22 protein-coding genes and 1 tRNA gene are annotated in these 21,137 nt (G+C 57.8%); 16 read left to right on the top strand and 7 right to left on the bottom strand.

Annotation, left to right across the window (positions count from 1 at the left end; translation table 11 throughout):
* Nucleotides 1-11: 11 nt before the first annotated feature.
* Nucleotides 12-353 (bottom strand): YbgC/FadM family acyl-CoA thioesterase, encoded by a 342-nt coding sequence (locus tag RAK1035_RS05820; protein ID WP_008281183.1) that lies wholly within the window; start codon nucleotides 351-353, stop codon nucleotides 12-14.
* A gap of 269 nt (nucleotides 354-622) precedes the next feature.
* Here RAK1035_RS05820 and RAK1035_RS05815 point away from each other — a divergent pair, with 269 nt between their 5' ends.
* Genes RAK1035_RS05815 through RAK1035_RS05790 form a run of 6 tightly spaced genes read left to right on the top strand, consistent with a single transcriptional unit; the run spans nucleotide 623 to nucleotide 6,545 of the window.
* The gene (locus RAK1035_RS05815) at nucleotides 623-3,496 is read left to right on the top strand and encodes a monovalent cation/H+ antiporter subunit A (RefSeq protein WP_008281182.1); all 2,874 of its coding nucleotides are present in this window, start codon (nucleotides 623-625) and stop codon (nucleotides 3,494-3,496) included.
* 1 nt (nucleotide 3,497) lies between these two features.
* Nucleotides 3,498-3,860, top strand: a complete 363-nt coding sequence (locus tag RAK1035_RS05810; RefSeq protein WP_008281181.1) for a Na+/H+ antiporter subunit C — start codon at nucleotides 3,498-3,500, stop codon at nucleotides 3,858-3,860.
* Nucleotides 3,857-5,368 carry a monovalent cation/H+ antiporter subunit D gene (locus tag RAK1035_RS05805; protein ID WP_008281180.1) on the top strand — a complete coding sequence of 504 codons (1,512 nt, stop codon included), beginning with the start codon at nucleotides 3,857-3,859 and terminating at the stop codon, nucleotides 5,366-5,368. The genes RAK1035_RS05810 and RAK1035_RS05805 overlap by 4 nt, the downstream gene beginning before the upstream one ends.
* 13 nt (nucleotides 5,369-5,381) lie before the next feature.
* Entirely contained in the window at nucleotides 5,382-5,873 is a 492-nt protein-coding gene (locus RAK1035_RS05800; protein ID WP_008281179.1) for a Na+/H+ antiporter subunit E, read from the top strand.
* Nucleotides 5,870-6,139, top strand: a complete 270-nt coding sequence (locus RAK1035_RS05795) for a K+/H+ antiporter subunit F (protein ID WP_008281177.1) — start codon at nucleotides 5,870-5,872, stop codon at nucleotides 6,137-6,139. Before RAK1035_RS05800 ends, RAK1035_RS05795 begins: the two co-directional genes overlap by 4 nt.
* 10 nt (nucleotides 6,140-6,149) lie before the next feature.
* A complete protein-coding gene (locus tag RAK1035_RS05790) occupies nucleotides 6,150-6,545 on the top strand; it encodes a Na+/H+ antiporter subunit G (RefSeq protein ID WP_008281175.1) in 396 nt (131 codons plus the stop codon).
* Nucleotides 6,546-6,642: 97 nt separating this feature from the next.
* Here the strand turns inward: RAK1035_RS05790 and RAK1035_RS05785 are convergent, their stop codons facing one another.
* Nucleotides 6,643-7,566, bottom strand: a complete 924-nt coding sequence (locus tag RAK1035_RS05785; RefSeq protein WP_162655203.1) for a sulfotransferase family protein — start codon at nucleotides 7,564-7,566, stop codon at nucleotides 6,643-6,645.
* Between the two features lie 165 nt (nucleotides 7,567-7,731).
* On the opposite strand from RAK1035_RS05785, the gene RAK1035_RS05780 reads away from it, so the two are divergent.
* The 3 genes from RAK1035_RS05780 to RAK1035_RS05770 all read left to right on the top strand — a co-directional run bounded on the left by RAK1035_RS05780 (nucleotide 7,732) and on the right by RAK1035_RS05770 (nucleotide 9,744).
* On the top strand, nucleotides 7,732-8,355 hold the full coding sequence (locus RAK1035_RS05780) for a phage tail protein (RefSeq protein WP_083803352.1): 624 nt from the start codon (nucleotides 7,732-7,734) through the stop codon (nucleotides 8,353-8,355).
* 81 nt (nucleotides 8,356-8,436) lie between these two features.
* Nucleotides 8,437-9,060, top strand: a complete 624-nt coding sequence (locus RAK1035_RS05775; protein ID WP_008282820.1) for a phage tail protein — start codon at nucleotides 8,437-8,439, stop codon at nucleotides 9,058-9,060.
* A 57-nt stretch (nucleotides 9,061-9,117) separates the two neighbouring features.
* Nucleotides 9,118-9,744, top strand: a complete 627-nt coding sequence (locus RAK1035_RS05770; protein WP_008282819.1) for a phage tail protein — start codon at nucleotides 9,118-9,120, stop codon at nucleotides 9,742-9,744.
* A 57-nt stretch (nucleotides 9,745-9,801) separates the two neighbouring features.
* Here RAK1035_RS05770 and RAK1035_RS05765 read toward each other — a convergent pair whose 3' ends face one another.
* The 4 genes from RAK1035_RS05765 to RAK1035_RS05750 all read right to left on the bottom strand — a co-directional run bounded on the left by RAK1035_RS05765 (nucleotide 9,802) and on the right by RAK1035_RS05750 (nucleotide 13,176).
* Complete coding sequence (locus tag RAK1035_RS05765; protein ID WP_037298678.1) at nucleotides 9,802-10,122, bottom strand: hypothetical protein; 321 nt, start codon at nucleotides 10,120-10,122, stop codon at nucleotides 9,802-9,804.
* Nucleotides 10,109-11,950: a carbamoyltransferase family protein gene (locus tag RAK1035_RS05760; protein ID WP_008282817.1), complete on the bottom strand. Its 1,842-nt coding sequence runs from the start codon at nucleotides 11,948-11,950 to the stop codon at nucleotides 10,109-10,111. Before RAK1035_RS05760 ends, RAK1035_RS05765 begins: the two co-directional genes overlap by 14 nt.
* On the bottom strand, nucleotides 11,947-12,870 hold the full coding sequence (locus tag RAK1035_RS05755) for an SGNH/GDSL hydrolase family protein (protein WP_198133615.1): 924 nt from the start codon (nucleotides 12,868-12,870) through the stop codon (nucleotides 11,947-11,949). The genes RAK1035_RS05760 and RAK1035_RS05755 overlap by 4 nt, the downstream gene beginning before the upstream one ends.
* A 229-nt stretch (nucleotides 12,871-13,099) precedes the next feature.
* Nucleotides 13,100-13,176: transfer RNA gene (locus RAK1035_RS05750), tRNA-Arg, on the bottom strand.
* Between the two features lie 147 nt (nucleotides 13,177-13,323).
* On the opposite strand from RAK1035_RS05750, the gene RAK1035_RS05745 reads away from it, so the two are divergent.
* From RAK1035_RS05745 to pnp, 5 genes are all read left to right on the top strand, one after another.
* The gene (locus RAK1035_RS05745; protein ID WP_008282815.1) at nucleotides 13,324-14,349 is read left to right on the top strand and encodes a LacI family DNA-binding transcriptional regulator; all 1,026 of its coding nucleotides are present in this window, start codon (nucleotides 13,324-13,326) and stop codon (nucleotides 14,347-14,349) included.
* Between the two features lie 107 nt (nucleotides 14,350-14,456).
* Entirely contained in the window at nucleotides 14,457-15,404 is a 948-nt protein-coding gene (locus RAK1035_RS05740; RefSeq protein WP_008282814.1) for an NAD(P)-dependent oxidoreductase, read from the top strand.
* A gap of 83 nt (nucleotides 15,405-15,487) precedes the next feature.
* The gene (locus RAK1035_RS05735) at nucleotides 15,488-16,480 is read left to right on the top strand and encodes a calcium-binding protein (protein WP_008282813.1); all 993 of its coding nucleotides are present in this window, start codon (nucleotides 15,488-15,490) and stop codon (nucleotides 16,478-16,480) included.
* 155 nt (nucleotides 16,481-16,635) lie between these two features.
* Nucleotides 16,636-16,905 carry a 30S ribosomal protein S15 gene (gene rpsO / locus RAK1035_RS05730; RefSeq protein ID WP_008282812.1) on the top strand — a complete coding sequence of 90 codons (270 nt, stop codon included), beginning with the start codon at nucleotides 16,636-16,638 and terminating at the stop codon, nucleotides 16,903-16,905.
* Nucleotides 16,906-17,076: 171 nt separating this feature from the next.
* Nucleotides 17,077-19,218 carry a polyribonucleotide nucleotidyltransferase gene (gene pnp, locus RAK1035_RS05725; protein ID WP_008282811.1) on the top strand — a complete coding sequence of 714 codons (2,142 nt, stop codon included), beginning with the start codon at nucleotides 17,077-17,079 and terminating at the stop codon, nucleotides 19,216-19,218.
* Between the two features lie 314 nt (nucleotides 19,219-19,532).
* Here pnp and RAK1035_RS05720 read toward each other — a convergent pair whose 3' ends face one another.
* The gene (locus RAK1035_RS05720; RefSeq protein ID WP_037298677.1) at nucleotides 19,533-20,051 is read right to left on the bottom strand and encodes a glutathione peroxidase; all 519 of its coding nucleotides are present in this window, start codon (nucleotides 20,049-20,051) and stop codon (nucleotides 19,533-19,535) included.
* Between the two features lie 121 nt (nucleotides 20,052-20,172).
* Here RAK1035_RS05720 and msrB point away from each other — a divergent pair, with 121 nt between their 5' ends.
* Together msrB and msrA are read left to right on the top strand one after the other, a co-directional pair.
* Nucleotides 20,173-20,622, top strand: coding sequence for a peptide-methionine (R)-S-oxide reductase MsrB (gene msrB / locus RAK1035_RS05715; RefSeq protein ID WP_008282809.1), 450 nt, complete (start codon nucleotides 20,173-20,175; stop codon nucleotides 20,620-20,622).
* Nucleotides 20,619-21,131 carry a peptide-methionine (S)-S-oxide reductase MsrA gene (msrA, locus tag RAK1035_RS05710; RefSeq protein ID WP_008282808.1) on the top strand — a complete coding sequence of 171 codons (513 nt, stop codon included), beginning with the start codon at nucleotides 20,619-20,621 and terminating at the stop codon, nucleotides 21,129-21,131. Before msrB ends, msrA begins: the two co-directional genes overlap by 4 nt.
* Nucleotides 21,132-21,137: the final 6 nt, after the last annotated feature.

Below are 21,137 nucleotides of genomic sequence, written 5' to 3'. Positions count from 1 at the left end.
AGCGGGCGCGCTCAGCCGGTCGTACGCAGAGGCGCAGGCAGTTTGACCGGCTTTCCCGCAAGGGTCAGGCAAGCGATCGTGACCTGCGCGGTAAAGATGACATCGGTGCCGCGCAGCACAGATTGCTCGATCACCAACCGCGCGCCAGTTCCGGCAACGGCGCGCGTTTCAACCGTAAGCCGATCATCAAGCCGCGCGGGGCCAAGATAATCAGCCTCGACCCGGCGCACGGCAAATATGAGGCCGTCACGATCGCGCATGGCGTTCTGATCAATGCCCTTGTCGCGCACCCAGGCGCTGCGGGCGCGTTCTATGTATTTCAGATAATTTGCGTGATAAACGATCCCGCCCATATCGGTGTCTTCGTAATATACGGTAATAGGAAAGCTATGTAGGGGGCTGGTCACTGTCGGATCCTGTGTTGGGTGCGCTTGCAGCAGAGCATCCCAAGGACCTGCGTTCAAGCGTCGCGGTTTCACGAGGTGGAAAATCGTCACAAGCTGGGTTGTGGCGCGGCAATGCCGCCGTATATTACGCTGGATCAACTGAAACGGCACGTAAAATGCACCCGCGACGTGGTGCCAAGGCCGAGGCAGAGAACAGGGAGAGGGGCGGGAGACGGATGGACAATGCCGCAGGATTTTTGCCGATCATCGCGGCGTTGCCGTTTTTGGGAGCTTTGTTTCCCGGCCTGATGATCCAAGCCGGGCGCAACACCTGCGCCGCCTTTACTGCAGCGCCCACGATCCTTGCGCTCATATTGCTGCTGCTTTGCGCGCCTGCGGTGATGCGGGGCGAAGTGCTGACCTTTGGCATCGAGTGGTTGCCGTCGCTTGGTCTTAACGTCAATTTCATGCTGGATGGTCTGGGGCTGCTCTTTGCCGGGATGATCCTTGGCATCGGCCTTTTGATCATCCTCTACGCGCGGTTTTACCTGTCACGCGAAGATCCGATGGGGCAGTTTTATACCTATCTGCTGCTGTTTCAGGGCGCGATGGTGGGAATTGTCCTGAGCGACAACATTTTGTTATTGTTGATTTTCTGGGAACTGACGTCGCTGTCATCCTTCCTTTTGATCGGATATTGGAAACACCTGCCCGAAGGGCGGCAAGGCGCGCGAATGGCGCTGACGGTGACGGGCCTTGGCGGTCTTGCCATGATCGCGGGCATGTTGATCCTTGGGAATATCGCCGGAAGCTATGATCTCAGCGTGATCCTGACGCAGAAAGACGCGATTCAGGCGAGCCCGATGTATCTGCCGGCCCTTATCCTGATTTTGCTTGGGTGTTTCACAAAATCTGCGCAGTTTCCGTTCCATTTCTGGCTGCCCCACGCGATGGCCGCACCGACACCGGTCTCGGCTTATCTGCATTCGGCCACGATGGTAAAAGCTGGGCTATTCTTGATGGCGCGCATGTGGCCGGTTCTGGCGGGCACACCGGAATGGTTCTGGATCGTATCCTCGACGGGCCTCATTACCATGGTGATGGCCGCAAAAATCGCGCTCTTCAAGGATGATCTCAAGGCGCTTTTGGCCTTTTCGACAGTGTCGCATCTGGGCCTGATCACCATGCTTTTGGGACTTGGCACCAAGGCGGCGGCGGTGGTCGCGGTGTTTCACATCATCAATCATGCCACATTCAAGGCCGCGCTGTTTATGACAGCGGGCATTGTAGATCACGAGGCGCATACGCGAGATATCAAGCGCCTTGGCGGGTTGCGGCATCTGATGCCAATCACCTTTACGATTGCCACTATTGCAGCACTGTCGATGGCTGGGATTCCGCCCTTCAACGGGTTCCTGTCCAAAGAAATGATGCTGGCAGAAGTGGCCGAGACCCATTGGATCGGCCCACATTGGATGATGGGCGCGTTGGCAACTTTGGGCGCGCTTTTCTCGGTGGCCTATTCGTTCCGATATATCGCTCATGTGTTCCTTGGCCCCAAGCGCGACGATTATCCGGCCAAGCCGCATGATCCGGGTTTCGGCATGTGGGCCGCGCCTGCATTCCTGACGCTTCTGGTGATCCTGATTGGGATTATGCCAATGACCTTTGCCGGCGATCTGGTGCGGGTCGCGGCACATGCTGTGACACAGTCTGATCCTTACGTGAAAATCTATCACATCCATGGGCTGGTGCCTGCATTCTGGATGTCGGTGATCGCGGTGGTTGGCGGCGCAATCCTGCTACGCCTGCATGCGCCACTGATGGCGATGTGGAACGCAACGCCACGGCCCGAGGCGAAGGTGATGTTCGACGCGGTGACGCGGGCTGCCACGGCCCTGAGCACGGCGCTGACAGATGGTGTGCATAATGGCGCGCTCACCCGCAACGGCGCGATTTTCGCGGTCACGGTGATCGGCGCGGGTGTGCTTGGTTATATGGGCGGCGGCATGGCTGCGCCCACGCGCGAGATGTTGCCCGTAACGTTGGTGCCTGCGATTGGGTGGCTCTTGCTAGTGTTGGCGACAATCTGTCTGGTCGCGTTCCATCGCAACCGCTTTTTGGCGCTGGTCCTGATGGGGATTGTGGGCCTGATTGTGTCGATGGGCTTTGTCTATTTCTCGGCCCCAGACCTTGCGTTGACTCAAATCTCGGTCGAGGTGGTGACGATCATCCTGTTGCTTCTGGCGCTGAATTTCCTACCGCGCGAAACCCCGGCCGAAAGCAGTGTTGCCCGGCGGATGCGCGATGCTGGCATTGCTGCCGTCGGCGGTATTGCAGTAGCGGGTCTGACCTATGCCATTCTTCTGCGCGATTTCGCGTCAGAGAGCATCTCGGTCTTTCACCTCGCGAATTCCTACAAGGGCGGCGGCGGCACCAATGTGGTCAACGTGATCCTCGTCGATTTCCGGGGCTTTGATACCTATGGAGAAATCATCGTTCTGGGCATCGCCGCGCTTGTCATCTACGCGCTGACAGAAACCGTGCTCAAGGGACCGGGCGGGCGCTGGCTTTCGCAATGGAAGGCGGATCGCTATCCCGAAGCGGGGGATCGCCACCCGCTGATGATGGTTGTAGCCACCCGCGTGATGATGCCCATCGCGCTGATGGTCGGGGCCTATATTTTCCTGCGTGGTCACAATCAGCCGGGCGGTGGATTTATCGCCGGTCTGATCGTAGCGATTGCGTTTCTCATGCAGTATATGGCCTCTGGTTTTGCTTGGGCCGAAGCACGGCAGCGCGTGACCTACCATGCCACAATCGGTGTGGGTGTGCTGATCGCCAGCGTGACAGGAATCGGGGCATGGCTGGCAGGGCGACCGTTCCTGACATCCGATTACGGCTATCTGCATTTCCCGCCGATCGAGGAATTCGAATGGGCTACGGCCATGGCGTTTGACACCGGCGTGTTTCTGACCGTGGTAGGCGCGGTGATGCTGGCACTCAACAGCCTGTCAAGCATGGCGCGGCGGTCGGGTGAGACGGTGAACGTCGCGCCCATGGACATCAACCCGGCCCTCAGCACCGCGCCGGGCGAGAAGGAGGCGTGAGATGGAGCTTCTGTTTGCAAGTGCAATAGGCCTCTTGACCGCTGGTGGGCTGTATCTGGTTCTGCGGCTGCGCAGTTTCCCGGTGATCATCGGCATCTCGCTGCTCAGCTACGCGGTGAACGTGTTCCTGTTTGGCACAGGGCGGCTGGTGGTGAATATGCCGCCCATCTTACAGGACGGTGTAGAAAGCTATACGGATCCGCTGCCGCAGGCCTTGGTTTTGACAGCCATCGTGATTTCTTTTGGCATGACGGCGGTGGTGGTTATGCTGGCGCTGGGGTCGTTCCTCTCATCGCGCGATGACACCGTGAATATCGGATCCGAGACACCGCCAGAGCAGCCCGCGCAGGAGAATGAGGCATGAGCCACTGGATTATTGCCCCGGTCATCCTGCCGGCAGTGCTGGCCGCGATCCTTACGCTGTCGATGCGGCACCATCCATCGTTGCAGCGGGTTTTTTCCATTGCAGGCGTTGTTGCGGTTCTGGCGATTGCCATTGGCCTTACCGTGAAGGCGTCAAGCGGCGCGATTGAAGTGTATGAGCTGGGCAACTGGCAAGCCCCCTTTGGTATCGTTCTGGTTCTCGACCGGCTGTCGGCGCTGATGGTTCTGGTCACAGCGGTTCTGGCACTGCTGGTGCTGCTCTATGCCGTGGGCACCGGCTGGGACCAACGCGGCAATAATTTTCACGCCCTCTATCAGTTTCAGCTTATGGGCATTTTCGGTGCCTTCCTGACTGGCGACGCCTTCAACCTCTTTGTGTTCTTCGAGGTGCTGCTGATCGCCTCTTACGGTCTGATGATCCATGGTGGGGGTCGGCGCAGGCTCAAGGCGGGTGTGCAATATGTCATCTACAACTTGCTTGGCTCGACCCTGTTTCTCTTTGCGCTTGGCACGCTCTATGCGGTGACAGGCACGCTCAACATGGCCGATCTGGCGGTGCGGGCAGCAGAGATTCCAGTTGAGGACAGTGCGCTACTTCGGGTTGGCGCGATGCTGCTCTTCCTTGTCTTCGCCATCAAGGCTGCACTTTTGCCGCTGCATTTCTGGCTGCCAGAAACCTATGCCGAGGCCCCTGCCCCGGTGGCGGCGCTGTTTGCCATCATGACCAAGGTCGGGGCCTATGCGATTCTGCGCACGTACACCTTGGTCTTCGGCCCCGATCTTGGGGCGACTGCGGCGCTGATCGACCAAATGCTGATCTATGCCGCGCTGATCACGCTTGTGGCCGGGATGGTGGGTATTCTGGGGGCCAAGCGGCTTGGGCGGCTGGCTGCCTTCGCCGCAATCGGCTCTATGGGCACGCTGCTGATTGCACTGGCCGGGTTCCGGCCCGAAACTACGGCTGCGGCGCTCTATTACATGATCCATTCCACCCTGGCCGGAGCGCTCTTGTTCCTTGTGGTCGATCTGGTACGCGAGCGGCGCGGGTCTTTGGCAGGCGCTATGCAACCCGGACCGCGCATGGCGCAGCACGGGATGATTGCCGCGCTCTTCTTTGGGTCGGCGATTGCCACGGCTGGTATGCCGCCGCTCTCGGGATTTGTTGGCAAGCTGCTCATTCTCGACGCTGTGCGCGGAATGGAGCAAGTCTGGCTTATCTGGGCGGTGATCCTGGCCACGTCGCTGGTTGCGATCCTTGGTTTGGGTCAGGCGGGCAGTGCGATTTTCTGGAAGCTGGCACCTGAGACGGGCGAGGAACCCGCCCCCGCGCCACAACCCGCCCTGCCATTGGTCGTATGTTTCGCAATGCTGGGCGGCATTGTGGCGCTGTCAGTGCTGGCGGGACCGGTGATGGGGTATATCGAGGCCACAGCGCAGCAATTGCATGCGCCAGAAGGCTATATCGCCGCCGTGCTGAACGGTGGTTGAGGGAGGAAAGACGATGCTGCGCAAGATCCTGCCCCATCCGTTCCTGACGCTGACCCTGATCGTGGTCTGGCAGATGATGGTGAACAAGCTGACCTTTGGTAACCTTCTCTTGGGGACGATCCTCGGGCTGATCATCCCGATCATCACCTCGCCCTATTGGCCCAACCGCCCGCGCCTGTCGAGCCTGCCCCGGATTGTAGAATTCGTGCTGGTGGTTCTGTGGGATATCTGCGTGGCCAATGTGCAGGTTGCCATGATTATTCTGTTCAAGGCCAATGCCAACACCAAGCCTGCTTGGATCACGATCCCATTAGATCTGCGTACACCGGAGGCGATCACAGTGCTGGCAGGCACGATCACCATGACGCCCGGCACGGTCTCAAGCGACCTGTCAGCGGATGGTCGCAGCCTGCTCGTGCATTGCCTCGATGCGCCCGATCCGGACGCGGTGCGCGATGACATCAAGGCGCGCTACGAACGCCGGCTCAAGGAGATTTTCGAATGATCGACTATGCGCTGTTTTTTGCCTTTGGCTGTTTTGGTCTGGGATTGCTGCTCAATATCTATCGGGTGATCAGTTCACCCACCGTGGGCGACCGGATTCTGGCGCTGGATACGATGGTGGTGAACATGATCGCGCTCTTGGCGCTGTTTGGTATTCTCAAAGGCACAATGATGTATTTTGAGGTGTCGATGATCATTGCCATGACTGGCTTTATCTCGACCGTTTCTTACACGCGCTTTCTCTTGCGCGGCGATATCATCGAATAGGGGGCGGAACATGGTTGTAGACATTCTCATTTCGGCCTGTCTGGTGATCAGCGGCGTGTTTGGCTTGGTGGGGTCTTTTGGGCTAATCAAACTGCCAGACCCGATGATGCGCCTGCATGCGCCGACCAAAGCCACGACGCTTGGGGTGGGCGGAGCGCTGATTGCCTCAATGATGTATTTTTACTTTGTCGTGGGGCAGTTCTCATTTCATGAACTGATGATCACGCTGTTTCTATTGCTGACCGCGCCAATCACCGGGCATTTCATCGCCAAGACGCATCTGCATCTGGTGCATAAACCCAGTGATCTGCCGCCCACAGGCACAGATCGCCCCTGGGCCAGCTATGAGAGCGATGCCGAACGGGCGCGGATCGAAGCAGAGGCAACAGGGCCGCAAAACGGCTAAAGCGCGTTCACTTAGGCCGTGCCGCGATGCGCTCTGTTGAATTCCTCTCGACGTCGATCAGATCACAGAACGCCCAGCTACAGGCAGTCAGCGGCATTTAGAAATGATGCGCATCTATCTCTGCTTGTAGGTCACGCGCGCGCGTGACCACGTCAGACGGAAACTGTGAAATGTCATGCTCTTTGCTTCGCCCAATGGTGGTGGGCCGCAAAAGGTTGGCAGGCAGTGACGTGTGATCTGGTAAGTCCAAGAAGCGGCGAAGGCGTGGCCAGTGTCTTTCCGGATCAGCGCAATAGGCCTCGTATGACATAACAAGAAACCGTCCGGGCATGTGAGCCCTGCCAAAATCTATTGCTGCGCTATTTGCAGCTATCCAATAGCGCAACTGATGCAACGCAAGTGAGGTATCCGGGTCCTGTGGCAGACCGAACAAATGGCTCCAATGCCGAGCTTGCCATGTGTTCTTGCTGAACGCCATGTCGAGCCCGTCCCGCACGACGTGAATATAGCGGCATTCAGGGAAGACTTGGGCGAGATGCGGAAGAAACACATGGGTGTTTGGCTCTTTCCAGCCCCAAGGCTGATCGCTGCCCACTTGCGGTGGACCACTATTGATCAGGCTCTCGACATCCGCTGCGCGTGCGCCGTTTTGCCAAGGGCCATTTGGCGGAAGCAGATCGCGCAGGCGCATCAGAAGCGCGTGTTCCTCAACGCTTAGGGTGCCGCACAGCCCGGTTGTCATGGCGCGTCGCAGAAGCTTTGCGGCTATCTCGACCTCTGCCGCTGGCGGGCCATGCTGAATCCAATCCGCACGCTTGAAAAGCACGGTGAACCAGAGGTTATCAAGCGGCACGTTGAGCTGCGCCCCAAGCCGGATACCCGCTTCGGAGAGTGTGGCTGCAAATACCCGCGTTCCTGAACCGCCAAGGCCACCAATCGCGACATGCGGATTTGTGACGGGCGGGGTTGCGACACGGATGCTTAGATGTGGGTGCGAAACCCCGTATTTTTGGTCAGTCATCAAAACCTTGTCATGCACCACATCCGATCGGATCTCGGACCAGGCCTTTGGCCTGAAACGGCGCTTTTTTGGCCCCGAACCTTAAGAATAGTTTTTGCGTTTTATTGGGAATCGTAAGACACTAAATACTCAACTTTGAGTTTAACATATTTTTGGAGATGTCGTATGAATTGTCTGAAAAAATCGACCGCTATTTTGGTACTAGGACTTGGACTCCTAGCCGGGGGAAGCCTAGTGCCACATCGGGCAGAGGCCGGTCTTAACCCATTTATTGGGGATATCATTGCTGTTGGCTACAATTTTTGTCCGCGTGGCTGGATGAGTGCGGAAGGACAAATTCTTGCGATTTCCAGCAACACGGCACTTTTTTCTTTGATTGGAACAACCTATGGCGGCAACGGTACAAGCACCTTTGGCTTGCCCGACTTGCGGGGTCGGGGTGCAATGGGAGAAGGAACCGGACTTGGCCTGTCACCGCGCAGCCAAGGTGAAATGACCGGAGCAGAGTCTGTCACGCTAAGCGCTGCTCAAATGCCGCTGCATAGTCATGCGGTGAATGCAAACAACCTCGATGGAGATCTACCGGGACCGGGTAACAAGCTCTTGGCGGCAGCACCGCCAAGCGGGGTGGGCTCTGAGACGATCTATTCTGATCAGGGGCCCACGGTCACGATGGCGCCGCCGATGATCGGCGTTTCCGGCCAAAGCCAGCCATTCAATGTCGAAGATCCGGCGCTCGTGATGCAGTATTGCATTGCTACCCAAGGGGTATTTCCGTCGCGACCCTGAGCATAACCCAAGGCCCCGGCTGACGCTGCGGGCGCGATTTTTTGCGGATATCAGACACAACTTTAATATTTGGAGTCAGCAATGAAGAATTTGAAGAAGAGCATGCTTGCGGCAGTGGGAGCCCTGAGCCTGACTTTGAGCCTTGGCACCACGCCGAACCAAGCAAAGGCTGGATTAGAGCCCTTTCTTGGGGACATCATGATCGTCGGCTTTAACTTTTGCCCACGCGGTTGGTCCGAAGCGGCAGGTCAATTGTTGCCGATTGCACAAAACCAAGCACTGTTTTCCCTACTCGGCACGCAATTTGGCGGAGACGGGATCACGACATTTGCCCTGCCGGATCTGCGCGGCCGGATTACGGTGGGCCAAGGAACCGGGAACGGCCTGACACCACGGCTGGCGGGGCAAAGGTTTGGCTCTGAGACCAAGGTCATGACAGAGGCAACGATGCCGCAGCATAGCCATACGGTGCAGGCGAACAATCTGGACGGCGATTTGCCTGGTCCGGGGAATAAGCTGTTGGCGGCGGCACCGACCGGCGGCAGCGGCAACGAGACAATTTATTCTCAGGCAAACCCGAATGTCACGATGAGCGCGGCAATGATCGCCCCCGCCGGGGCAAGCACCCCGATCAGCACTCTGGATCCGACCTTGGCGCTCTACCACTGCATTGCCACAGTGGGTGCGTTCCCATCACGTAATTGATCCCACCTTTGGACGAGCGACAGGTTGCCGTTCCGTATCAAGACTTTGGAGACTTTGATGACACATTTGAAAACGAAATCCCGTGACGCGCTGATGGCGATTGGGCTTGGCATTGCCGCATGTGCAGCGCCGCAAGCAGCACTGGCAGACGCAGACCCCTATGTTGGCGAGATCGCACCGATGGGTATCGTCAATTTTTGTCCGACTGGCTGGGCAGAAACCAACGGCCAACTTCTTGCAATCAGTGAAAATAGTGCACTCTTTGCCCTGATTGGAACGACGTTTGGTGGCGATGGGAACGTATCCTTTGGCCTGCCGGATTTGCGTGGTCGTATTCCGGTTGGCCAAGGCACCGGCACCGGTCTGAGCCCGCGGTCTTGGGGGCAAAGCAGCGGACAACAGACAGTGACACTGACCACAAATCAGTTGGCCGCGCATAGCCACGCGGTGAACGCGACCAACAGCGATGGCAATTTCCCCGGACCGGGGGGCAAGATTCTAGCGGCGGCACCGGATGGTGGTTCCGGACAGGAGACGATCTATTCGGACCAACCCGCCAATGTGCAAATGTCGCCGCAGATGATCGTGCCCTCAGGGGGCAACCAGCCAGTTGCTGTGCAGGACCCAACGCAGGTCATTCGCTATTGCATCGCCCTTGAGGGCGTATTTCCATCGCGCAGTTAGGCGCACTAATACACCTCTTGCGGCGGGAGATATCCGCCGCAGGGGGCAAGAATGTCCTTAGACGACCGGATAGACAAACCCGCCCAAACGGGGCGCAGGTTTATCAGGGGGCGCGAGATCGAGCCGACCATTCTCAAGCGCGACCTGCAGGGCGCTGAGCAAGGCCGCCATGCTCTGCTCGCCGTCCTCCATGGCACGGATGGCTGTCTGCGCAAGCAGTCCCTCAGCACCGTAAACCTCTGCAAAAGGACGCGGGGCGGCATTCAGCTCTGCCATTGGCGGTACAAGGCCCGCTGTTTCGACGGGGCCCTCTACCGGATGCGCACCAAGAAGGGTCATCATCCGCTCTAGAAACTCAGGGTGGTCAATCTGCGGCAAAGTGCATCCTCCCTATTTTCTTGTGAACCCAATCCGGCTGGGCAGATTTTCGAACGATCACCCCGCCGATGGCAAGAAGGTCCAGATGGGTGTTGAGAAAACAGTCAATAGCGTCCTTGGGGCTACAGATGATCGGTTCCCCACGTACGTTGAACGAGGTGTTGAGCAGCATCGGACAACCAGTCATCGCATGGAACGCAGCGAGGATCGCACCTGCCCGTGTGCCAATACCGGGTGTTACGGTCTGCAACCTCGCGCTGAAATCCACATGGGTGACGGCGGCAAAATCGCTGACAACGGCGTTCTGCAATTGCATCGGGCTGTGCAAGCCGCGCCCACGTGCGTCTGACAAGGTAGTTTTTCCGGAAAATTCCGGCCTGAGTTGCGCGACAAGCAACATATAGGGGCTATCGGTTGGGTCCTCAAAATAGAGGGGCGCCTGATCGGCCAGCACGATAGGGGCGAAGGGACGCCAGTCTTCACGGAATTTAATTGATTTGTTAACGCGGCTTAACGTGTCCTTGCCGCGCGGATCGGCAAGGATCGAGCGGTTCCCCAAAGCACGCGGTCCGAATTCCATCCGCCCATGAAAATGACCGACAATCTGCCCCTCGGCCAGCGCCTGTGCGACCGTATCGGCATAGGTCGTTGGCTCGGGCAGCTGCTGATAGACTAATCCCGCAGTCTCTAACGCCGCGCAGATGTCAGCATCGGTGAACTGTGGCCCAAGAAAGCCGCCTGCCATGGTATCGTTTGGAATAGGCTGCGCCTCGGTTGCAGCGTCATCGCGCGCCACTTCTAGCGCCGCGCCCAAGGCACCGCCCGCGTCACCGGATGCAGGCTGAATCCAGAGATTGCGAAGGCCGGGCAGGTCGCGGATCAGCCGACTATTGGCCACACAATTCAGCGCAACACCCCCCGCAAGGCAGAGGTTCGTGCTTTGCGCACGGTCCAAAGCGGTTTTGGCAAGGGCCAACACCGCCTCTTCCAGCACCGCTTGGGCAGAGGCGGCGAGGTTCATGTGGACCTGTGTCATCGGATCAGACTCTTTGCGCTGCGGTTGACCAAACAGCATTTCAAAAAGCGGCGATGTGGTACTCAGCCCCCGGTCAAAGTCGAAATATGCCATGTTGAGGGCAAAGCTACCGTCAGGTTGCAGCTCGATCAGCTCATCAAGGATCTTTTGGCGGAATTCGGGCGTGCCAAAGGGGGCGAGGCCCATCAGTTTATATTCGCCAGAATTTACCTTGAAGCCGCAGTATTGCGTAAACGCGCTATAAAAGAGACCGAGTGAGTGCGGAAAGCTGATTTCTGCCTCGGCCTTTAACCCTGTGGCCTTGCCTGACCAAAGTGTCGTGGTGGAATATTCACCGACCCCATCCAACACCAGCACTGCCGCCTCGGCAAAGGGCGCAGGATAGAACGCCGACGCAGCATGTGATCGGTGATGCGGGACAAAGATTATTCGGTCTGTATCCTCGGCGATCTTCCTCAATTGCATCGGCAGCTCTTCTGCAAGGCTTCGCAGGGTTTCCACCATCCGCGGCCAGAGCCGCGCACCGGTCGGAAGCCGGGTTTGAGCGGATTGCAGAATGCGCCGCAGTTTGAGTCCGGGATCCTCATAATAGGCGACGCGATCAAGCGACGCGCCTTCCGGAAGCTGCGACAAACAATAGGTGATTGCGTTTATAGGAAACTGCCAATCAGCCTTTCGCCGGGTGAAGCGCTCTTCCTGCGCGGCGGCAAGGATGTGTGTGCCCTGCACGAGCGCCGCCGCAGAATCGTGGAAATGCGACGAGATGCCAAGCGTGTAACGGGGGGCGGTCACGGGTCGCTCCGACGGCCGAGATCCGCGCCAATCAGCCGCCTGATGAGCGGCTGCAGCCGATCAGCAAACAGGCTGTTGGCTCTGGCGTTTGGGTGAATATCCCGTGGCAGAAATGTGTGATCCCGGTCGTGAGGATTTGAAATATCGGTAGCTTCTGGAAACCGGCTGAAAACAGCGGAGTTAAAATCGGGGTCCAGCGCATCCAGCAGGACAATCTGCAAAGGAATGCTTGCCGCCTTGGCCGTCTCGCAGACCATGCCGAGCACTGCACATGTGGCAAGGTTGATCATATGGTCATCCGGTAGAAAAACTCCGAATTCAACGTCACGCAGCGCCGGTTGCCAAATCTCGCGATACACGATCTGAATCTGGCCCTTTCCATCAAATCGCGCAACGGGCACATGTTCGACCCTCAATTTATACCAATCTTCGCTGAGATACTGCCGCATGCGTTGTGGATGGGCGATGTTGCGAAACCGATGATCGCTGATCATGGCGAAAACGGCGGCATCCATTGTTCCTGCGGCAATGTCACGACGTAGCTGCAGAAGGTTCTGCACAGTACCATGCCCGCCAATGCCACGATTCAAAATCTGGACACCTAGCATGTCGCGCTGGAGGAGGGCGGTAAAGGTTTCATCATCCGACAAACCGGTGCCATAGGTAAACGAGCAGCCATAAATTGCGACACGCGGTCCCTGCGCGGTCTGGGATCCAGGGACATAACGCCAGCCATCAGCCGCAATGTTCTGAAAAATGCCACTGCGAAACGCCACACGGACCGTATGTTCGGGCGACAGCCGCCAACCCAAAACGGGATCCGGGCGAAACATGAGCCGGGGCTTGCTCACGATTTTGCGTGTTTCAAGATGGGAAAATGGCATGATGTGATTGTATCGCTGCTCGTCTTGTGTCGCCACTCATAAGGTCAAATTTCAGGCTTTCCAAAGTTAATCGGCCAGATCCCCATATCCCGAACGCAGCCTTTAGCGCATTCGTTCGCAACGCTGCTGATCCTTGTGACGGCTCAACTTTTACAAGTTATGTACCACAGTCCACCGCTTTTAGCTGAATTCGACGCAAAAAATCATGGAGCGCTTTATGCACTCCTGCAATACCTCCGGAGAGAACAATATTTCATTGGTTTTGTGGTGACCCCGGCAGGATTCGAACCTGCAACCTGCCCCTTAGGAGGGGGCTGCTCTATCCTGTTGAGCCACGGGGCCACGCGGGGAACTGATTAGCGCGAGCGAGGGCCTTTGTCATCGTCCGATTTCCCTGTCAGCGTGTTTTGCCGTGGATTCACGCAGGCAGCTTGATCCTGTCAGGGTGTTCGCGGTAACAAAGGCGTAGGACCTTGTGGACATCCCTCCGTGACCCAGCATGACAGACATCCCCTGACCCTTCGCGACGTGTCCGAGGCCGCGGGCGTGTCTGAAATGACGGTAAGCCGCGTTCTGCGCAATAAGGGCGATGTTTCGGAGGGCACGCGGCAACGGGTGCTCGAAGCGGCCAAGCGGTTAGGATACGTGCCCAACAAAATTGCGGGGGCTTTGGCCAGTCAGCGCGTCAATCTTGTTGCGGTTATCATTCCGTCGATGTCGAACATGGTTTTTCCCGAGGTGATGACCGGAATTAGCCGGGTTCTTGAGGAAACCGAGTTGCAACCCGTGGTCGGGCTGACAGGATATCGGCCTGAGAAAGAGGAAAAAGTCCTCTACGAAATGCTGTCCTGGCGCCCGTCTGGCGTGATCATCGCAGGGCTGGAGCATTCGGATGCAAGCCGCGCCATGTTGCGGGCAAGCGGGATTCCCGTGGTCGAGATCATGGATGTGGACGGCACACCGATTGACTCGGTCGTGGGGATTTCACACCGGCGCGCCGGGCAGCAGATGGCGCAAGCTATCATCAAGGCAGGCTATCGGCGGATCGGGTTCATGGGCACCAAGATGCCACTCGACCACAGAGCGCGCAAACGCTTTGAGGGATTTACCGAAGCTCTGGCCAAGGCTGGGATCGAGATGGCGGATCACGAGTTTTACTCGGGTGGATCAGCGCTGCTCAAGGGGCGGGAAATGACCGCTGAGATGCTACGGCGTACACCGGATCTGGATTTCCTCTATTATTCCAACGACATGATTGGGGCGGGCGGGCTGCTCTATCTGTTAGAGCAGGGGATCGACATTCCCAATGATATGGGGCTCGCTGGCTTTAATGGCGTCGAACTGTTGGAAGGGTTGCCGCGGGCACTTGCAACGATGGACGCCTGCCGGCTGGAGATCGGGCGGCGTGCCGCCGAGATCATCGCGGCCCGCGCGTCAAACCCCGAGGATAGTGCCCCGGTGCGCATCACGCTCGAGCCGACGCTGAGCCTTGGCGATACATTGCGGCGGCGCTGATCATCTTTTGCCTGAAACTGTCGCAAATGGCTTTGCAATTCGGAACCGAATCGCAAAAGGCTGCGCGGAGTCGTCCAAAGAGCGGCGCAGGGAGAGGATAAAAAAACATGAAGATCGGTTTCATCGGGCTGGGCAATGTGGGCGGCAAACTGTCGGGCAGTCTGCTGCGCAATGGCCATGATCTGACAGTGCATGACCTGAACGCGGATCTGGTCAGTGATTTTGTCGCGCGCGGGGCCAAGGCAGCCACAAGCCCGGCACAGATGATGCGCGACTGCGAGGTGGTGATCACCTGTCTGCCGTCGCCCGCGGCGTCGGATGCGGTAATGCAGCAGATGCTGCCAGAGGTCGGGCCTGGCAAGATCTGGATGGAGATGTCCACCACCGATGCCGATGAAATCCGCCGTTTGGGCGGGCTTGTGATCGCGGCAGGCGGGGCGGCGGTGGATTGTCCGGTTTCAGGTGGGTGCCACCGGGCCGATACCGGCAATATCTCGATCTTTGCGGGCTGCGACCGCGCCACGTTTGAACGGATTCTGCCGCTCTTGAAAACCTTGGGTCGGCGGCTCTTGCATACGGGCGAGATCGGTAGCGCCTCTTTGCTCAAGGTGATGACGAATTATCTGGCGACCGCCAATCTTCTGACGCTGTGTGAGGCGATGGTGACGATGAAGGGCGCGGGGCTGGACCTTGCGACTACTTATGAAGCGATCAAGATCAGTTCCGGCACGTCCTTTGTGCATGAGACCGAAAGTCAGGTGATCCTGAACGGCAGCCGCGACATCAGCTTTACCATGGACCTGGTGAAGAAAGACATCGGCCTGTTTCAAAAGATTGCCGATGACGCGGGCGTCCCGCTCGAGATTTCGCCGCTGATGATATCGATCTTTGATGACGGTATCCGGCGTTATGGCGCACGTGCGCAGTCAGATGACATCATTCGGCGACTGGAAGAGGCGACCGGCCTCGACATTCGTGCGCCCGGCTTTCCGGCCGAGATGGTCGACGACGAGCCCGAGGAACAGGGCTATGAGGTAGTGCCACCGGGGCGGTAGACGGTTAACCACGGTTACAGGAAAGATTTGCCAGATGGGCGCGCCGGGCGTCTAATCGTTGCGGGTCTAGTGAGTGGCGTGCAATGTTGATGTTTGCGAGTCTTTTGGGGATGGTCGCGGTTGGGGCGGCGGCGTTCGTCGGCCTTCAGCCTGCGACCGACGAGCCTGAGGACGAGGGCGACCAGTCGGAGAGTGACAACGAGGGGCCTCGTCTGCTTGATGGTATATTTGGGCAGGATGCGCCCATCGGCATGGGCGAGATTATCAACGGGACGCCCGAGGCAGAGACGCTGACCGGAACCAAGGGTGGCGATCAGCTCCACGGGCAGGGGTCGGACGATACGATTTTCGGCGGCATGGGGGATGACAGCCTGCTTGGTGGCCTCGGCAGTGATCGGATTTCCGGAGATGCCGGCGATGACACGCTCCATGGTGGCGACGGGATGGATTCCCTCTTTGGCGGAGAGGGCGCAGATACTCTCTATGGCCACAATGACGCGGATGAACTCTCTGGCGGCGATGGCGATGACAGTCTGGTCGGTAGCGCCGGAAATGATCTGTTGCGCGGGGATGCGGGCCACGATGCGCTGCATGGCGATATCGGCGATGACACGTTGCAGGGGGGGCTCGGGCAGGACACGCTGTTTGGCGGTTGGGGCGATGATGTGCTGGTCGGGCTGGTCGATGACACCGCAACGCCCACGCTTGATGACAGCGACGCGCGCGACTTTCTGAATGGCGGCTCCGGTGACGATCTTATCCTTGCTGGTCATGGTGATCTGGTGACCACCGGGGCAGGTGCCGATACGGTGCTACTGGGGGATTGGATCGAAGAAGGTCAGGCGGTAGAAATCGTTGATTTTCAACCCGAAGAGGACCGGCTGATCGTATTCTACGATGCGCAAGCTGGCGACGAACCAAGCCTGAGCCTTGAACCGGAGCCAGAGGGAGGGACATCGCAAGCCGTGTTGCTGAACGGGGTCCGGATTGCGACGATTGGCAATGCCACGGGCCTGACCCTTGATCACATCGCGCTCTTGCCACGCGAGGCTCTGCCGATGATCCGCGGTCTCTAGCCGCAGACAAACGGCACATCGCGATTCACGCTTTCCATTTCAGGCGTTTTCCCCTATACGCGCGTATCCTTTGGGCACGGTCCCAAGGGTGTTCCATGGACCTTGCTGGACGACATCCCGGCTTGTGCCCGACACTTTTATGCAAGGAGACCCCGATGTCGATTACTGCCGCAGAAAAAGACCGCGTTATCAAGGAATTCGCAACCAAAGAAGGCGACACCGGTTCGCCCGAAGTGCAGATTGCAATCCTGACCTCGCGTATCACCACGCTGACCGAGCATTTCAAGACCCACAAGAAAGACAACCATGGTCGTCGTGGTCTCTTGATGATGGTCGCACAGCGCCGCAAGCTGCTGGATTACCTCAAGGGCAAGAATGAGGCCCGCTATCAGGACCTCATCAAGCGCCTCGGCATCCGCCGCTAAGACAAAATACCGCGCCCCCAATAGGGCGCGGTTTTCGTATGATCCGATTGCTGTCCCGGTTTGGCTTTGCCGAGAGAGCAGGATGAAGAACCAAAAGCCGCGGGGCAATGCGGCCCCGGATGCAAATGGGCCCGACGGGATACGCCCGGACCGGCCAACTTAGGAAACGTGATGTTCAAAGAGACGAAAAAATCGATGCAGTGGGGGGAGGAAACCCTCACTCTGGAAACTGGCAAAATCGCCCGTCAGGCGGATGGGACTGTGATTGCCACGCTTGGCGAGACCTCGGTCATGGCCAATGTGACCTTTGCCAAAGAGGCAAAACCCGGTCAGGATTTCTTTCCGCTGACCGTGCATTATCAAGAGAAATACTATGCCGCAGGCAAGGTGCCCGGCGGCTTTTTCAAGCGCGAAGCGCGCCCCTCTGAGAAAGAGACGCTGACCGCACGCTTGATCGACCGTCCGATCCGCCCGCTGTTTGTGCCGGGTTTCAAACATGAAACGCTGGTAATGTGCACCGTGCTGAGCCACGATCTGGTGAATGATCCCGATATCGTGGCCTTGATCGCAACCTCTGCGGCGCTGACGATTTCGGGCGCGCCCTTCATGGGCCCGATTGCAGGGTGCCGTGTGGGTTTTGTGGACGGGGAATATATCCTCAACCCCGAAATCGACGACATGCACGATCTGCGCAACAACCCCGAGCAGCGTCTCGATCTGGTTGTCGCAGGCACCAAAGATGCCGTGATGATGGTGGAATCCGAGGCCTATGAGCTGACCGAAGAGGAAATGCTGGGCGCGGTCACCTTTGCGCATGAACAGCTCAAGCCGGTTTGCGATCTTATCATCTCGTTGGCCGAAGACTGTGCCAAAGAGCCGTTCAATTTCACACCGCCGGATTACTCTGATCTTTATGCGGCTGTGAAAGCAGCCGGTGAAGAGCAGATGCGCGCCGCCTTTGCCATTCGCGACAAGCAGGAGCGCACCCATGCGATTTCCGCTGCCCGCGAGGCGATCAAGGCCAAGCTGAGCGATGAGCAGCTTGAGGATCAGAACCTTGGTTCGGCGTTCAAGAAGCTGGAATCGACGGTTCTGCGCGGTGACGTTGTCAAGAATGGCAACCGGATCGACGGGCGTCGTTTGGATGAAATCCGTCCCATCGTATGCGAAACCGGCCTCTTGCCGCGGACCCATGGCTCGTCGCTGTTCACGCGTGGCGAAACGCAGGCACTGGTTGTGACCACCCTCGGCACCGGCGATGATGAACAGTTCATCGACGCGCTGCACGGCAATTTCAAATCCAACTTCCTGCTGCATTATAACTTCCCCCCCTATTCGGTGGGCGAAGCTGGGCGGGTCGGGGCACCGGGACGTCGTGAAATCGGTCACGGCAAACTCGCGTGGCGCGCGCTTCAGGCGGTTCTGCCGCCGGCGACGGATTTCCCCTATACCGTGCGTCTGGTGTCCGAGATCACGGAATCGAACGGTTCTTCGTCCATGGCGTCAGTCTGTGGCGGGTCGCTGTCGATGATGGATGCGGGCGTGCCGCTCAAGACATCCGTGGCCGGTGTGGCCATGGGTCTTGTTCTGGAAGAAGACGGCTCTTTTGCGATCCTGTCGGATATTCTGGGGGATGAAGATCACCTGGGCGATATGGATTTCAAGGTGGCTGGCACCGCAGACGGTATCACCTCGCTTCAGATGGATATCAAGGTCGCAGGCATTACACCTGAGATCATGAAAAAGGCGCTGGAACAGGCGAAAGCCGGGCGTTTGCACATCCTTGGTGAAATGAACAAGGCGCTCTCGGGCGCGGCAGAGTTCAGCGTACACGCACCGCGTATCGAGACCATGCAGATTCCCACCGACAAGATCCGTGAAGTCATCGGGTCGGGCGGCAAGGTGATCCGCGAGATCGTCGAGGTGTCTGGCGCCAAGGTCGATATCAACGACGAAGGCATCATTAAGATCGCATCGCCGAACGGAGAGTCGATCAAGAAAGCCTATGACATGATCTGGTCGATCGTGGCCGAGCCGGAAGAGGGCAAGGTCTATGACGGCAAGGTCGTCAAACTTGTGGATTTTGGCGCTTTCGTCAATTTCTTTGGCAAGCGGGACGGTCTGGTGCATGTCAGCCAGATCGAGAACCGACGCCTGAACCATCCGAGCGATGTGCTCAAGGAAGGGCAGGACGTAAAGGTCAAACTCTTGGGCTTTGACGATCGCGGCAAGGTGCGTCTGTCGATGAAAGTTGTCGATCAGGTCACTGGCGAAGAAATCGTGCCTGAGAAGGGTGAAAAAGAAGCCGAGTAAGAAGGCATCTCAAGACGTGAAAGGAGGCCCCGGTGGGAACACTGGGGCCTCTCTTTTTTCAATCTGGCCAACGGCGGCGCAAAGGTAAGGTTTTCCATACGGGCCTTTAACCTGATTTATTCCCCATGAATGACGGCGTGGTTTCTGCGATATGTATCCATGTGGATAGGTATACTTGTGCTCTGGTCTCTGTTGTTTTGTAATTGGCTGTGCCATCACTCACGTTCTTGCACGCCAATGCGCGCCCCGGTGGAAACACCGGGGTTTTGCATTTCAGGGCAATCGGCACCAGTTGCGCGTGATTTGCGGCCCAGTTAGTTGAGCATCGCCTCAATCTTTTCCGTGATCTGACCGGAGGTTGGGCGCGTGGTAGAGCCCCACGTGCCAGCAACACGGCCATCAGGGGCTATCAATACCTTGTTGAAGTTCCACGTTGGCGCAAAACCGGTCTCGGCCAGAACCGACGCATAGAAGGGGTGCACCGCCTCGCCGCGCACCGAGGTGATCGTCGTCATTGGAATGTCGAGGCCAAAGTTTACCTCGCAAAATTCCTTAACCTCTGCCTCGCTCGACAGCTCTTGCCTAAAGTCATCCGACGGCACCGCAAGCACAACAAGGCCACGGTCACGGTACTGATCATAGAGGGCCTGAAGCCCGTCGTATTGAGGGGTAAAGCCACAGCGCGAGGCGGTGTTGACCACAAGAACAGGTTGCCCCGCCCACTCAGAGAGGCGAATTTCACCGCCGTCAATATTGCCAAAAGGCGCGTCTAGATCGAGCGCCATGGCTGGTACCGAAATAAGGGACGCAAGTATGATCGCGATGACACGCATGGTATCCTCCTGCTTTGGTAAGAGTACGCGACACGCTCGGCTTCGGATCACCACGTCAGGTATTTGATTTTCGCAGCGAAGATCCATCTGTTACCATGGATCTATCACAGGAGGCGCAGACTTGACCCAATATCTCAAGACGTCGGAAAAAATCGCGGCCCTCAGCCCCGAGCAATTCCGGATAACACAAAAGAACGGAACGGAGCATCCCGGAACCGGCAAATACCTGCACAACAAAGAGCCGGGGATTTACGTGGATGTCGTAAGCGGGGAGCCGCTTTTTGCCAGTTCGGATAAATACGAGTCCGGTTGCGGCTGGCCCAGCTTTACCAAGCCGCTGGAGCCTGCGCATGTCAAGGAGTTGCATGATTTCACCCTTGGCATGATCCGGACCGAAGTGCGCAGCGCTCATGGCGACAGCCATCTTGGTCATGTTTTTCCAGACGGTCCGCGCGACCGCGGGGGCTTGCGCTATTGCATCAACTCAGCGAGCCTGCGATTCATACATCGTGACGACATGGAAGCAGAGGGATACGGGGCGTATCTCGATCAGGTGGAGGATGTGACATGAGCGAACGCGCTGTTTTGGCGGGGGGTTGTTTCTGGGGCATGCAGGATCTGATCCGCAAGCTGCCCGGCGTAATCTCAACCAGCGTGGGGTATACGGGCGGGGATGTGGCGAATGCGACCTATCGCAATCACGGAACCCATGCAGAAGGAATCGAGATTTTCTTTGATCCGGCGCGCATCAGCTATCGCCGGTTGCTCGAGTTCTTCTTTCAGATCCATGATCCGACCACGATGAACCGGCAGGGCAATGATATCGGGCTCAGCTATCGGTCTGCTATCTACTATTGCAATGATGCGCAAAAGGCCGAAGCGCTGCGCACGATTGCCGATGTCGAGGCCAGCGGCATTTGGCCCGGCAAAGTGGTGACAGAGGTGGAGCCAGTTGGAGAGTTCTGGGAGGCGGAGCCAGAGCATCAGGATTATCTCAAACGCTTCCCTCAGGGCTATACTTGTCACTTCCCACGCGCGGATTGGGTGCTGCCCCGAAAGGCCGCAGAAACCGACGCTTAACACCGG

The organism is Roseovarius sp. AK1035, from assembly GCF_003288315.1.
Classification (GTDB): domain Bacteria; phylum Pseudomonadota; class Alphaproteobacteria; order Rhodobacterales; family Rhodobacteraceae; genus Roseovarius; species Roseovarius mucosus_A.
Note: the sequence above shows the minus strand (reverse complement) of the source record. Positions and strands in the feature narration are given on the sequence as shown.